The organism is Lautropia mirabilis, from assembly GCF_900637555.1.
GTDB lineage: Bacteria > Pseudomonadota > Gammaproteobacteria > Burkholderiales > Burkholderiaceae_E > Lautropia > Lautropia mirabilis.
Map to the genome: position 1 here is coordinate 1,954,844 of NZ_LR134378.1, position 13,712 is coordinate 1,968,555.

General features: G+C 65.8%; 8 protein-coding genes, 2 tRNA genes and 1 pseudogene. 5 read left to right on the forward strand and 6 right to left on the reverse strand.

Features of this window, described 5'->3' with window-relative positions:
• Positions 1-6: 6 nt before the first annotated feature.
• On the reverse strand, positions 7-993 hold the full coding sequence (locus EL249_RS07945) for a dihydrodipicolinate synthase family protein (RefSeq protein ID WP_005673248.1): 987 nt from the start codon (positions 991-993) through the stop codon (positions 7-9).
• Positions 994-1,493: 500 nt separating this feature from the next.
• On the opposite strand from EL249_RS07945, the gene EL249_RS07950 reads away from it, so the two are divergent.
• Positions 1,494-1,570, forward strand: a tRNA-Arg gene (locus tag EL249_RS07950).
• A 153-nt stretch (positions 1,571-1,723) separates the two neighbouring features.
• On the opposite strand, the pseudogene EL249_RS07955 reads toward EL249_RS07950, so the two are convergent.
• Positions 1,724-1,876, reverse strand: a pseudogene (locus EL249_RS07955) (LuxR C-terminal-related transcriptional regulator); the annotation flags it as partial.
• Positions 1,877-1,900: 24 nt separating this feature from the next.
• On the opposite strand from EL249_RS07955, the gene EL249_RS07960 reads away from it, so the two are divergent.
• A tRNA-Arg gene (locus EL249_RS07960) sits at positions 1,901-1,977 on the forward strand.
• Positions 1,978-2,130: 153 nt separating this feature from the next.
• Here the strand turns inward: EL249_RS07960 and EL249_RS07965 are convergent.
• Both EL249_RS07965 and EL249_RS07970 read right to left on the reverse strand, forming a co-directional pair.
• Positions 2,131-2,778: a response regulator transcription factor gene (locus tag EL249_RS07965; RefSeq protein ID WP_050781832.1), complete on the reverse strand. Its 648-nt coding sequence runs from the start codon at positions 2,776-2,778 to the stop codon at positions 2,131-2,133.
• Positions 2,779-2,979: 201 nt separating this feature from the next.
• On the reverse strand, positions 2,980-5,943 hold the full coding sequence (locus EL249_RS07970) for a PAS domain S-box protein (RefSeq protein WP_005673246.1): 2,964 nt from the start codon (positions 5,941-5,943) through the stop codon (positions 2,980-2,982).
• Positions 5,944-6,087: 144 nt separating this feature from the next.
• Between EL249_RS07970 and aceE the strand changes: the two genes are divergently transcribed.
• From aceE to lpdA, 3 genes are read left to right on the forward strand one after another with little or no spacing between them, the layout of a single operon-like run.
• Positions 6,088-8,838, forward strand: a complete 2,751-nt coding sequence (gene aceE, locus EL249_RS07975) for a pyruvate dehydrogenase (acetyl-transferring), homodimeric type (protein ID WP_005673244.1) — start codon at positions 6,088-6,090, stop codon at positions 8,836-8,838.
• A gap of 33 nt (positions 8,839-8,871) precedes the next feature.
• A complete protein-coding gene (gene aceF / locus EL249_RS07980) occupies positions 8,872-10,245 on the forward strand; it encodes a dihydrolipoyllysine-residue acetyltransferase (protein WP_005673243.1) in 1,374 nt (457 codons plus the stop codon).
• Positions 10,246-10,258: 13 nt separating this feature from the next.
• The gene (gene lpdA / locus EL249_RS07985; RefSeq protein WP_005673242.1) at positions 10,259-12,076 is read left to right on the forward strand and encodes a dihydrolipoyl dehydrogenase; all 1,818 of its coding nucleotides are present in this window, start codon (positions 10,259-10,261) and stop codon (positions 12,074-12,076) included.
• A gap of 169 nt (positions 12,077-12,245) precedes the next feature.
• Here lpdA and bluB read toward each other — a convergent pair whose 3' ends face one another.
• Both bluB and EL249_RS07995 read right to left on the reverse strand, forming a co-directional pair.
• A complete protein-coding gene (gene bluB / locus EL249_RS07990; RefSeq protein WP_005673241.1) occupies positions 12,246-12,872 on the reverse strand; it encodes a 5,6-dimethylbenzimidazole synthase in 627 nt (208 codons plus the stop codon).
• Positions 12,873-12,913: 41 nt separating this feature from the next.
• On the reverse strand, positions 12,914-13,687 hold the full coding sequence (locus EL249_RS07995; protein WP_005673240.1) for a nitroreductase family protein: 774 nt from the start codon (positions 13,685-13,687) through the stop codon (positions 12,914-12,916).
• Between the last annotated feature and the right edge of the window lie 25 nt (positions 13,688-13,712).

Consider the following 13,712-nt stretch of genomic DNA (forward strand, 5'->3'; position numbering starts at 1 on the left):
CAGGGCTCAGCTGCCCGAGCGCTGCGGCCAGGGGGTGGGCAGGCCGATGCCCAGCTGCCGCGTGCGGCGCTCCATCCGGCGCACCAGGCGCTCGATGTCCTGCTCCTCGGCCTCGTCCAGCCGGCGGGCCGGTTCACGCAGCCGGGCGCTGCGGATCACGCCCCGTACCTTCAGCAGCTGCTTGACCACGGCCGGGCCGATGACCAGCTGCTTCTGGTGACGCATCAGCGGCAGGTAGGCGTCGAAGACATCCTCGGCGTCGTCACGCTTGCCGGCCTCGAAGAGTTCCTGCAGCTTGATCAGCGCCTCGGGGTAGGCAAATGCGCTGAAGGCGCCATCCACCGTGCGGTCGAGTGCCTGCGGGAAATGCAGCCCGTCGTTGCCCTCGAAGAGGGCCAGGCGGCGCACACCCTTGGTCTCGGCGTCGCGCAGCGCCTCGGCCTTGTCCAGACCCGAGCCCAGGCCCTGGCACATGCCTACCAGACGCTCGAAGTCCTGCAGCATGCGGATGAGCAGGTAAGAGGCGATGGTGACGCCGGTGACGGCGGGCTGGTCGTGCAGGATCCAGGGGATCTCGCCCAGCCGCTCGCTGACGCGCTCGAAATAGTTGTAGATGTCCTCGTCGGTGCGCAGCGTCACATCCGGGCTGATGCGCACGCCGGCTGCGCCTGCATCCATCACCCGCCGGCCCAGCAGCGCCAGGTTGTCGATGCCCGGCGAGGAGATGTCGACGATGGCCGGGATGCGGCCGTTCAGATGCCGGATGCCGGCACGGACCACCGACAGGCGTTCATCGTTGGTGAGCTTGTCGGCCTCGGAGCCGGCCCCCAGCAGCAGCACGCCACTTGCACCGCAGGCGACCAGGAAGTCCATCTGGGCCCGGATGCCATCCAGATCCAGGGTCCCGTCGTCGGTGAACGGTGAAATGGCTTCGGCAAACACGCCGCGCGTAGAGGTCGTGATCAGGGGGCGATCGTTCCAGTTCAGGTTCAAACCACTTTCCTTCGAAGATTCACGTGATGATCTGCGGCATCCGTGACGGTGTGCCAGGCGCAGGAAACTGGGCAGCAGAGCATTCGGGGGCTGCACGTGTCGTGCGGCGATGGCTGCCGCTGCGGGCCGGGCGGCCGCTTCGGATGCCGACGACATGCCTCGCCACCGAGGCATGCCGACACCCCTAGAAGTCTACATGAGCTGCCCGCACACGGCCTCTCCAGGGGGCCGGATTCGGAAAACGTTACATCCTTGTGCGGCTATGAGGAGACGCTGGCAGCCGGATCGACGTCGGTGCCGACCGGGGGATGCTCGCGGGGACTCTCGTTCGGGCAGGCGGGCATCTTCATTCGATTCAGCACGAGTGAGAACCGTTCATGGGCGTTGCACCCTCCTTTGGGGTGAAAATCCGTTTTCATGCTCAGTTTTGACAATCGTTTGCAAAAAATTTCCAAACGACGTGACAAACCCGAATCTCATGTTATTATGCGTTCCGCGTCGCGCCCGTAGCTCAGTTGGATAGAGTACTTGGCTACGAACCAAGGGGTCGTGGGTTCGAATCCTGCCGGGCGCGCCACCCATTCAAGGGCCTGAATTCAAAGCGAATTCAGGCCCTTTTTCTTTGCCCTCAGGCTGGACGCACGAAGCCCTCCCGGGAAAGGGCGTGCTTGGGCAGAAATGCCCCGACCCCGTGGGGCCCGGGCGCTCTCTGTCGGCTCTTGTCTGCGGATCAGTCCGGGCTGCTGCCCAGGAAGCGCCGCATCAGGTCGGCCATGGTGCGGACCTCGAACTTGTCCATGATGTTGGCGCGGTGCGCCTCTACCGTCTTGATGCGGATGTTCAGGTCGCCGGCAATCTGCCTGTCCAGGCGGCCGGCCGCGACTCATGGTATTATGCGTTCCGCGTCGCGCCCGTAGCTCAGTTGGATAGAGTACTTGGCTACGAACCAAGGGGTCGTGGGTTCGAATCCTGCCGGGCGCGCCACCCATTCAAGGGCCTGAATTCAAAGCGAATTCAGGCCCTTTTTCTTTGCCCTCAGGCTGGATGCACGAAGCCCTCCCGGGAAAGGGCGTGCTTGGGCAGAAATGCCCCGACCCCGTGGGGCCCGGGCGCTGTCTGTCGGTTCTCGTGTGCGGATCAGTCCGGGCTGCTGCCCAGGAAGCGCCGCATCAGGTCGGCCATGGTGCGGACCTCAAACTTGTCCATGATGTTGGCGCGGTGCGCCTCCACCGTCTTGATGCTGATGTTCAGGTCGCCGGCAATCTGCTTGTTCAGGCGGCCGGCCGCAATCAGCTCCAGCACCTGCTGCTCGCGCGGGGTCAGGCGGGCCAGCAGTTCCTGGCGCTGCTCGCGCCGCTGGGCATCGTTCTGCTTCACGCGGGCCTGGTTGAAGGCGTTCTCGACCGTGCTGATCAGCTGCTTGTCGTCGAAGGGCTTTTCCAGGAAGTCCACGGCGCCCAGTTTCATGCGGGCCACGGCCATGCCCACGTCACCATGGCCGGTCATGAAGATCAGCGGCAGGTCATAGCGCTGGCGCAACAGCTCGTCGTGCAGCTCGATGCCGCTCATGCCGCCCATGCGCACGTCCAGGATCAGGACCGCGAAATGTCCGGGCGTGTAGGCGTTCAGGAAGCTCTCGGCGCTGTGGAAGGTGCGCACGTTGAAGCCGCTGCCTTCCAGCAGCCAGCGCAGCGAATCGCGCACGGCTTCGTCGTCGTCGACGATGTAGACGAACCTTTCAGGCTGCGGAGGGGCGGTGGAGGGGGTTTCGTTTGATGGGCTCATGGTTCTGTCGTCTATCCAGATGATGGGCACGGGGCCATGGGCACCGGGATCGCGGTTCCCGGCGTCCCTTGGGAATTATCGATGAATCCTCGGGGCTGCCACTGCGGGAAAACGCGTACCCGCATCGGGAGGATGGACCGGACCGGAGGGCCGGTCGATGGCAGGGGGCAGGCGAGGCGCTGTGGCTGGAGGGCAAGGGGCTCATGCGGATGTCGTGTCGCCGTGCGCCGGCCCCTCGTGTACCGGCAGCGTGAACTTGAAGATGCACCCCCGGGGCTGATTGCTTTCCACCCACAGCCGGCCGGCATGGGACTCGATGATGCTGCGGCAGATGTTGAGTCCCATGCCCATGCCTTCGGGCTTGGTGGTGAAGAAGGCCTCGAAGACCTTTTCCTGCTGTTCCTCGGGGATGCCCGGTCCCTGGTCGGCCACCGCAAACAGCACGTTGTCGCGTGTGGCGCTCACCTGCAGCGTCAGGGCGGCATCGTTCTGCCCATGCATGGCGTCGATGGCGTTCTTCATCAGGTTCAGCAGGACCTGCTCGATCAGGATGCGGTCGGCCGACAGGCGCGGCAGGTTCGGGGCCAGGTCGATGGTGATGGCCACGCCATAGCGCTTGGCAGCGATCTCGGCCAGCGCCAGCGCCTCGGTCAGGATCTCGTCCACGGCGATCTCGCGCTGCTCGGCCGTGTTGCGACGCACGAAGTTGCGCACCCGCTGAATGACCGAGGCGGCACGCTGCGCCTGCCGGGCGATCTTGTCCAGCGTCTGGTCCACCATGGCCGGATCGGCCGGTGCGGGGCTGCCGGGCTGCAGTCGCTTGGCCAGGCCCAGCGCGTAGTTGCTGATGGCGGCCAGCGGCTGGTTCAGCTCATGGGCGATGGAGGAGGCCATCTCGCCCATTGTCACCAGCCGTGCCGTCTGCTGCAGCTGTTCTTCCTGTTGCTTCTGTCGTTCACGGATGGGGCGCAGTGCCGTGATGTCGGTGGCCACCACCAGCTGGGCCGGCTGGCCGTCCACCCAGCGGATCACCTGTACCCGCACCTCGAACCAGCGGTCGATGCGCGGGATGTAGACCTCTTCGCCCATCCAGGAGTCCGCCACCGGCCAGCCGTTGAGCAGCGCCAGGTGGCCGGCAATGTCGTCGCCGAACAGCGCGTGGTAGTGGTAATTGCAGAAAAGCAGGCGGGAAGGCGTGGGTGCCGGCGACTGTTCGTCCGTCGACGGGGCGGTGATGCTCAGGGGGACGATGGGCGGCGGGGGCGAGACCACCGAGACGGCAGCATCGAGCTGGTTGAGCACGGTCTCGAAGCGCTCGTGGGCATTGATCAGCTCGGCGCGGATCCGGTTCGGTTCGGTGATGTCGGTCACCGAGGCCATCCAGCCCGCCTGCTGACCCTGGTCGTCGATCAGCGGCGAGACATAGAGCCGAACATCGATGATCCGGCCGTCCTTGCGCCGTGCCCGCGTCTGCAGGCCCGACGGGGGGGCACCACCCGAGATCGTCAGGTTCAGGTGGGCCATGTTGAGGTCATGTTCCTCGGGGATCCAGTACGGGTAGGGGGGCAGCTGTCCCACCATTTCTTCGGCCGGATAACCGAGGATCTGGCACAGTGCCCGGTTCACGTAGGTGATGCGGCCATCGTGGTCGATCACGCGCAGCCCCGTGCTGATGGAATCCTCGATGGCGCGGCGGAACGTGGCTTCGGTGGTCAGCGCCTGCTCCACCAGCTTTCGGCCGGTGATGTCGTGGGCCACCGCGTAATAGAGCGATTCGGGCGAGCGCGAGTCCACGCTGATGGACCAGCTCAGCCAGCGCCAGGCATTGCGAAAGCGTACCCGGCATTCCAGAGGGCCGATGCGCTCCTGGGGCGTGGTGAAGGCCTCGATCACGTCCAGCCGGTCCTCCGGATAGACATGGTCCCAGAAGCGCGTGTTGCTCAGGTCCTTGCCGAAATACTCCACGAAGGCCGGATTGCCGCGCACCAGCGTGCCGTCCGGGCGGATCACGCAGAACACGTCCTGCGACAGCTCGAACAGCCGGTCGCGTTCGCCTTCGGCCCGCAGTCGGTCATGGGCGCTGCGCCAGAGCAGGATCAGTGACAGGATCGATGTCAGGGCCAGCGTGAACAGCCCCAGCTGGGTCAGCCGTTCGGCCAGGGAAGGGGTGGGTTCTTCGTAGGCCACGGCCCGCAGCATCAGGCCGTCACCGGGTGGGTCCAGCGGCAGCTGGTGCGCTGCCCGCGTGTCGATGCGGTGTGCCGAGGCTGTGCTGGCCAGCAGCCGGCCGCGCGGCCCCACCAGGCTGAACCGATAGCGGTCGCGCAGGTTCTCGGGCAGCATGTTTGCCAGCAGCGGCTCCAGCCCGATGCCGGCCACGGCCACGGCCACCAGACGCCGTCCCTGCACCACGGGCAGGTACAGCTCGGTCACCATCTCGCCCCCCGGAATCATCAGCGGCGCCGAATAGCGGGGCTGCCACGACTGCATGCTGGCCAGCCAGGCGCTGCGTCGGGGCGACGCACCGGGCGTGTCCTGGAAGGCGGGCAGCAGCAGGGTGTCACCATCCTGGGTGGGCTCCCCGGCCTCCAGGCCGTTGCCGATCATCGCGCCCTGGGCCACGGTGGCCTGCAGGACGCGTCCTTCGGGCGTGACCAGGGCCACGTACCGGGTCTGGGGGTAGCTTGCCAGGAAACCCGCGGGGTTCTGGGCGGTGCCGGCTCCTTCGTCGTCACCCGTCGGGGGCGTGGTACGGTTGCCGGCTCCCTGGCGCAGGTCGGCCAGCCACAGCGGTGCCAGGCGGACCAGGTGGGCTTGCAGCTCACGCAGCGACAGCTTCAGCGACTGCTGGGCCCAGTCGGTGTCGCGCAGCAGCGATGTCTGCCGCTCCTGCCGTTCGATATGACCCACATACCAGAGAAAACCGGCCATCATCACGATGAACAGCACCAGCCCCGCCATGTGCGCCAGGCCCAGAAAGCGCCAGGCCAGCCAGTCGGACGGAATGCGGATGTTCGACAGGGAGGCATGCCGGGGCGCTGGTGGCCTGGCGGCCTCGGTGGGCGGGGCGTTCGCGTCGTCGTCGGGCGTCATGGGCAGGTCGTCATCAGGGTCATGCTGTGCTGCAGCAAGAAACGGCCGGTTGATGGCGTGCGGCCGCGCCATACCGCCATTTTCCACGGAATTGCGCACTTGCGGCGAATTTTGCGATGCGGTGCAGGATATCGTTCCTTGAAATTCGGCTTGCTTTCCATTCCGCCGTACTTAGAATCCGGGGATCCATGTTTTCCGTTCCGGTGAGAGGCCAGCATGTCTGAAGCTGCAAAGAACACCCCCAACCCCGTCGAATCATCCGACACCGATCCGATCGAGACCCGGGAGTGGCTCGATGCTCTGGACGCGGTCATTCAGCGTGAGGGCCGCGAGCGTGCCCACTACCTGATGGAACAGCTGCTGGACACCGCCCGGCGTCAGTTCGGCGACATGCCGTTCTCGGCCACCACGGCCTATGTGAACACCATCCCGCCCGCACTGGAAGTCCGCTCGCCCGGCAACCACGAATACGAAGAGCGCATCCGCAGCTTCATCCGCTGGAACGCCATGGCCATGGTGGTGCGCGCCAACAAGCATGAAACCCCCGATGGCGGCAGCCTGGGCGGCCACATCGCCTCGTTCGCCTCGGTGGCCACCATGATCGGCGCCGGCATGAACCACTTCTGGCATGCCCCGCACGAAGGCCACGGCGGTGACCTGATCTACTTCCAGGGCCACTCCTCGCCTGGCCTGTACAGCCGCGCCTTCATCGAGGGCCGCCTCACCGAGGACCAGCTGAACAGCTTCCGCCAGGAAGTCGATGGTCACGGCCTGCCGTCGTATCCGCACCCGAAGCTGATGCCGGACTTCTGGCAGTTCCCCACCGTCTCCATGGGCCTGGGGCCGCTGATGGCCATCTATCAGGCACGCTTCCTGAAGTATCTGCATGCCCGCGGCCTGGCCGACACCGCCAACCGCAAGGTCTGGGTGTTCTGCGGCGACGGCGAGATGGACGAACCCGAATCGCTGGGCGCCATCGGTCTGGCGGCGCGCGAGAAGCTCGACAACCTCATCTTCGTCATCAACTGCAACCTGCAGCGTCTGGACGGCCCGGTGCGCGGCAACGGCAAGATCATCCAGGAACTGGAAGGCGACTTCCGCGGCACCGGCTGGAACGTCATCAAGCTCATCTGGGGCTCGTACTGGGACAAGCTGCTGGCCCGCGACACTGATGGCACGCTGCGCCGCGTCATGATGGAAACGGTGGACGGCGAATACCAGGCCTACCGTGCCAATGACGGCGCCTACGTGCGCAAGCACTTCTTCGGCAAGGATCCGAAGCTGCTGGAAATGGTCGCACGCATGTCCGACGAGGACATCTGGCGCCTGAACCGCGGCGGCCACGATCCGTACAAGGTGTACGCCGCCTTCCATTCGGCCGTGCACAACAACCATGGCCGCCCCACCGTCATTCTGGCCAAGACCGTCAAGGGCTACGGCATGGGCCATGTGGGCGAGGGCAAGAACCCGACCCACCAGCTCAAGAAGCTCGACGCCGACAGCATCCGCGGCATGCGCGACCGCTTCAACATTCCCATCCCCGACGACAAGCTCGACGAGATCCCGTTCTACCGTCCGCCCGAGGACAGCCCGGAGATGCAGTACATGTTCGAGCGTCGCAAGGCGCTGGGCGGGTTCCTGCCGCATCGTCGTACCCATTCCGACGAGCAGCTGTCCGTGCCGCCGCTGTCGACCTTCCAGCCCGTGCTGGATCCCACCGCCGAGGGGCGCGAGATCTCCACGACCCAGGCCTTCGTGCGCTTCCTCACGCTGCTGCTGCGTGACAAGACGCTGGGCCCGCGCGTTGTGCCCATCGTGCCCGACGAGGCCCGCACCTTCGGCATGGAGGGCATGTTCCGCCAGCTGGGCATCTACGCCCCCGAGGGTCAGAAGTACGTGCCGGTCGACAAGGACCAGGTGATGTATTACAAGGAAGACGCCAGCGGCCAGATCCTGCAGGAAGGCATCAACGAGGCCGGTGCGTTCTGCTCCTGGATTGCGGCGGCCACGTCGTACTCCACCAGCAACGTCATCATGCTGCCGTTCTTCGCGTACTACTCGATGTTCGGCTTCCAGCGCGTGGGCGACCTGGCCTGGGCAGCCGGCGACATGCAGGCGCGGGGCTTCCTCATCGGCGGTACCGCCGGCCGCACCACCCTCAACGGCGAGGGCCTGCAGCACGAGGACGGCCACAGCCACATCATGTCGCTGACCATCCCGAACTGCGTCTCCTACGATCCGTCGTTTGCGCACGAGGTGGGCGTCATCCTGCACGAAGGCCTGCTGCGCATGGTCGAGCGTCAGGAGAACGTCTACTACTACGTCACGGTGATGAACGAGAACTACGCCCATCCGGGTCTTCGGCAGGGCGACGAGGAAGGCATCATCCGCGGCATGTACCTGCTGCATGAAGGTGCGCCGGCGGCGGACGGCTCGAAGGCCGCCCAGGTCGATGCCAAGGCACCGCGTGTCCAGCTCATGGGCTCGGGCGTCATCCTGCGCGAGGTCATCGAGGCCGCGCGCCTGCTGAAGGAAGACTGGGGCATCGAGTCCGACATCTGGAGCACCACCAGCTTCACCGAGCTGCGCCGCGACGGCATGGCCTGCGATCGCTGGAACCTGCTGCACCCGACCGAGAAGCCTCACGTGCCGTACGTGCGCGAGCAGCTCGACCGCCGTCCGGCCGGCCCGGTCATCGCGTCCACCGACTACATGAAGCTGTTTGCCGACCAGATCCGTCCGTACATCCCGGCCGGCCGCCGCTTCAAGGTGCTGGGTACCGATGGCTTCGGTCGTTCCGACTTCCGCTACAAGCTGCGCGAGCACTTCGAGGTCAATCGCCATTTCGTGGTTCTGGCGGCGCTCACCGCCCTGGCCGAGGACGGCGTCATCCCCCTCACGAAGGCCGCAGAGGCCATCCAGCGCTACGGCATCGATCCCGAGAAGGTCGATCCGGTGCTGGCCTGACGAACGAATACCGACTGGAGGCAATACGCAGCCATGAGCGCGATTGATATTGTGGTTCCCGACATCGGTGACTTCTCGGATGTCGAGGTCATCGAAGTGATGGTCAAGGAAGGTGACGAGGTTGCTGCCGAGCAGAGCCTCATCACCGTGGAGTCCGACAAGGCCTCGATGGAGATCCCCTGCACGGAAGCAGGGCGCATCGTCTCGCTGACGGTCAAGCTGGGCGACAAGGTGTCCAAGGGCTCGGTGCTGGGCAAGCTGGAAGCCGGTGGTGCGGCTCCGGCCGCCAGCGCAGGGGCACCGGCGGCTCCCGCAGCCGCCCCGGCCCAGACGGCAGCGCCTGCGCCGCAGGCAGCTCCGGCTCAGGTCGCCGCACCCGCGGCCGCATCGAGCGCCGCTGCACCGGCTGCTCCGCAGGCAGCAGGCGCACCGCGGCCCCCGGCGGCCCCGGCCGAGCTGGTTGATGGTGCCATCCGGCCGTTGCCGCATGCCTCGCCCTCGGTGCGGCTGCTGGCCCGCGAGCTGGGCGTGGACCTGAACGGCGTGCGCGGCACCGGTCCGAAGGACCGCATCCTGGCCGACGACGTGAAGGCCTTCGTGAAGAACCTGCTCACCTCCGGCGCAGTCGGCGGTGCGGCGGCTGCGCCTGCCGGTGGCACCGGTGCTGCTCTGGGACTGCTGCCCTGGCCGAAGGTCGACTTCGAGAAGTTCGGCCCCGTCGAGAAGAAGCCGCTGTCGCGGATCAAGAAGATCTCGGGCGCCAACCTGCATCGCAACTGGGTGATGATTCCTCACGTCACCAACCACGAGGATGCGGACATCACCGACCTGGAAGCCTTCCGCGTCAAGCTCAACACCGAGAATGCCAAGGCGGGCATCAAGCTCACCATGCTGGCCTTCCTGGTGAAGGCTTCGGTGGCGGCGCTGAAGAAGTTCCCCGAGTTCAACGCCTCGCTGGACGGCGAGACGCTGGTCTACAAGAACTACTACCACATCGGCTTTGCCGCCGACACGCCCAACGGGCTGGTCGTGCCGGTCATCAAGGATGCCGACAAGAAGGGCGTGCTCGAGATCGCCGTCGAGATGGGCGAGCTGGCCAAGAAGGCCCGTGACGGCAAGCTGGGTCCGGCCGACATGCAGGGCGGCACCTTCTCCATCTCCAGCCTGGGCGGCATTGGCGGTACCTACTTCACGCCCATCATCAACGCGCCCGAGGTGGCCATCCTGGGCGTGTGCCGCTCGGCCAAGCGTCCGGTCTGGGACGAGGCACGGGGCGAATTCGTGCCGCGCCTGATCCTGCCGCTGTCGCTGTCGTGGGATCACCGCGTCATTGACGGCGCCGCCGCTGCACGCTTTGCCGCCTACCTGGCGCAGGTGCTGGCCGATTTCCGGCGCGTGATGCTCTGAGCGAGGAGAACCCATGACAACGATTCTGAAAGTGCCCGACATCGGCGACTTCAGCAATGTCGAGATCATCGAGGTGCTGGTCAAGCCCGGCGATGTTGTCGCTGTCGAGCAGAGCCTCATCACCGTGGAGTCCGACAAGGCTTCCATGGAGATCCCCGCCACCGAGGCCGGCCGCATTGTCGAGATGAAGGTCAAGCTGGGCGACAAGGTCTCCAAGGGGTCCGAGATTGCCGTCATCGAGGCGGCGGCAGGCGAGGGCGCTGCCAAGGCCCCCGCCGCGGCACCCGCAGCTGCTGCACCGGCCGCCACGGCTGCCGCGCCCGCATCCGCCAGCCCGGCTGCTGCACCGGCAGCGCGTCCCGGCCCGCAGGCCGCGCCGGCCACCGACCGCCAGGCCGATGTCGAATGCGACATGCTTGTCATCGGCGGCGGCCCGGGTGGTTACTCCGCCGCGTTCCGTGCCGCTGATCTGGGCATGAAGGTCGTCATCGTCGAGCGCTACGCCACCCTGGGTGGTGTCTGCCTCAATGTCGGCTGCATCCCGTCCAAGGCCCTCCTGCATGCCGTCTCGGTCGTCGAGGAGGCCAAGGGTTTCGAGGCGCACGGCATCAAGTTCGGCAAGCCCGAGATCGACATCGACGGCCTGCGCGGCTGGAAAGAGAAAGTGGTCAGCCGCATGACCACGGGTCTTGCCGGCATGGCCAAGGGCCGCAAGGTCACCATCGTGCGCGGCTATGCACGCTTCCTTGATCCGCACCACGTCGTGGTGGATCTCACCGAGGGCAGCGGGCAGCAGACCACCGGCAAGGAGCAGGTGGTGCGCTTCAACCAGGCCATCATCGCGGCTGGCAGCGAGCCCGTGCGGCTGCCCTTCCTGCCGCAGGATGATCGCATCGTCGACTCCACCGGCGCGCTGGCACTGCGCTTCGTGCCCAAGCGCATGCTGGTCATCGGCGGCGGCATCATCGGCCTGGAAATGGCCACCGTCTATGCCTCGCTGGGCGCCCAGGTGGACGTGGTCGAGATGCTCGATGGCGTCATGGCCGGTGCCGACCGCGACATGGTCAAGGTCTGGCAGAAGTACAACGAGAAGCGTCTGGGCCGCCTGATGGTCAAGACCCGGACCACCGCCGCCAAGGCCACGCCCGAAGGCATCGAGGTCAGCTTCGAGGGTGAGAATGCCCCCGAAGGCCCGCAGGTCTATGACCTGGTGCTGTCGGCCGTGGGCCGCACGCCCAACGGCAAGAAGCTGGATGCCGAGAAGGCCGGTGTGGCCGTCGGCGAGCGTGGCTTCATCGAGGTCGACACGCAGCTGCGCACCAATGTGCCGCACATCTTTGCCATTGGTGACATCGTGGGACAGCCCATGCTGGCCCACAAGGCCGTGCATGAGGCGCACGTGGCTGCCGAGGCCGCTGCCGGCCAGAAGCGCCACTTCGACGCCCGCGTCATTCCGGCCGTGGCCTACACTGATCCTGAAGTGGCCTGGGTGGGCATCACCGAGGACGAAGCCAAGGCCAAGGGTATCAACCTGGGCAAGAGCGTCTTCCCGTGGGTGGCCTCCGGCCGTGCCGTGGCCAATGGTCGTGACGAGGGCTTCACCAAGCTGCTCTTCGATCCCGAGACCCACCGCATCCTGGGGGGCGGCATTGTCGGCACCCATGCGGGCGACATGATCGGCGAACTGGCTCTGGCCATCGAGATGGGCGCGGATGCGGCCGACATCGGCCACACCATCCACCCGCACCCCACGCTGGGTGAGTCCATCGGCATGGCCGCCGAAGTCTTCGAGGGCGTCTGCACCGACCTGCCGCCGCAGAAGAAGCGCTGATCCTGTCCGCATAGCGGACACGCCAGCACACCACGGGTCGGTCTCATTCCGCATGAGGCCGGCCCGTGTGCTTTGGTCTTCAGGAAATGCGCTGCGGTGTGCAGCGTATGAACCCGCCTTTTGTGAGCCAGGCAGGCAGCGAGAGGACGTGCATGGTCGCCGGATGGATTTAATCTCTCGTCTGCCACGCCGTTTGCGTGTTTTCCTGCCACCCCTGGCGATGCAGCAACGGCTGGTCATCATGGAACTGTGGCCAGCCAATGCACAGATAGAGGCTGAAGCGCCAGGTGGCTGGCGTCTGGAACAGTGCCTCCATCGCCTGCGGGTCGAGAATCGACAGCATGCCCACGCCCAGCCCGTGCGCACGGGCTGCCAGATTCAGATTTTGAATGGCCATGGCCGTGCTCTGTTCCAGCGTCTGCGGCATGCTGTGCCGGCCCAGGCCGTGGCCGGCGGCCGGTGCCGTTTCGGTGAATACGGCCAGCTGCAGAGGCGCTGCCTCCAGACCATGCAGCTTCAGTTGCTGGTACTTGGGCTTGCGCGCGTCGGGCTGTGCCGCCAGCGCCTGTGCATTGGCCTGGTCGTGTAGCGCCTGCACCGCCTGCCGCAGACCGGCATTCTCTACCCGCAGCACGCGCCAAGGCCGGGCATTGCCCACCGAAGGTGCCAGCGACATGGCCTCCTTCAGCGTATCCAGCAAGGCCTCGGGTACCGGATCTGTCCGGAAGTGCCGCACATCGCGCCGCCAGCGCAACAGGCGCTGCAGGCTCAGGCGTTCGTCGTCAGAGAACTCCATGTCGTGGGATCCTTGAGCAGGGGCATCCTGCAACCCGAGCTTCAGGCGTTTTGCCCTTTCAGTGTTTCGGCCGATCCCTCCGGCTGCCTCAGCAGACCCTGGTCGCGCAGCAGCTTCGTGTTGCGGGGCGCGTATTCCTGGCTGTAGTAGCGCGCGAATTTCTCGCGGAACGGGAATTTCTCGCGCTTCTCGCCAAAGGCTGTCATGGTGGCTTCGTAGTTGGCTAGTGCCGTCGACAGCACGTCATCCGACGGATAGCGGTTCTCGGCCACCACGGCCTGCTGCGGAAGGCGAGGTTTCACCTGCATTTCCACCGCCGGCTTGCCGATGCACAACCCGAACAGCGGATAGGTATATGCCGGCAACCCCAGCCATTCGGTCAGCTCGGGCGCGATCAGGCGGATGCCGCCGGTGAAACAGGTACCAAGGCCCAGGCTTTCGGCGGCGACCACGGCGTTCTGCGCTGCCAGCGCTGCGTCGGTGACCAGCGTGATCAGCATCTCGGGTGTGCCCGCAGCGGCAAAGCTGCCTCCGGCAGCCTGGCTGCACAGCATGGCCCGCCGGGCGTCAGTCACGAAGATCCAGTATTCGCCGCAGGTGCCAATCTGTGGATTGTTGGGTTGGGCTGCAGCGATTTTCTGGCGCAGCGCAGGATCAGTGATGCGGATGATGGTGTAGTGCTGGCCGTTCATCCACGAAGGGGCCTGGCGTGTGGCATCCAGCATGGCCTGCACCTGTTCGGCCGGGATCTGGTGCGCCGGATCGAACTGGCGATAGGTGCGATGCTCATGCAGGGTCTGGAGAACAGGATTCATGGGCTGATGCGTTCCAGAAAATGGG

Coding starts and splice junctions, on each gene's coding strand:
- EL249_RS07965 (WP_050781832.1), bottom strand. CDS start 2,778: ATGAGCCCATCAAACGAAACCCCCTCCACCGCCCCTCCGCAGCCTGAA.
- EL249_RS07970 (WP_005673246.1), bottom strand. CDS start 5,943: ATGGCGCGGCCGCACGCCATCAACCGGCCGTTTCTTGCTGCAGCACAG.
- aceE (WP_005673244.1), top strand. CDS start 6,088: ATGTCTGAAGCTGCAAAGAACACCCCCAACCCCGTCGAATCATCCGAC.
- aceF (WP_005673243.1), top strand. CDS start 8,872: ATGAGCGCGATTGATATTGTGGTTCCCGACATCGGTGACTTCTCGGAT.
- lpdA (WP_005673242.1), top strand. CDS start 10,259: ATGACAACGATTCTGAAAGTGCCCGACATCGGCGACTTCAGCAATGTC.
- bluB (WP_005673241.1), bottom strand. CDS start 12,872: ATGGAGTTCTCTGACGACGAACGCCTGAGCCTGCAGCGCCTGTTGCGC.
- EL249_RS07995 (WP_005673240.1), bottom strand. CDS start 13,687: ATGAATCCTGTTCTCCAGACCCTGCATGAGCATCGCACCTATCGCCAG.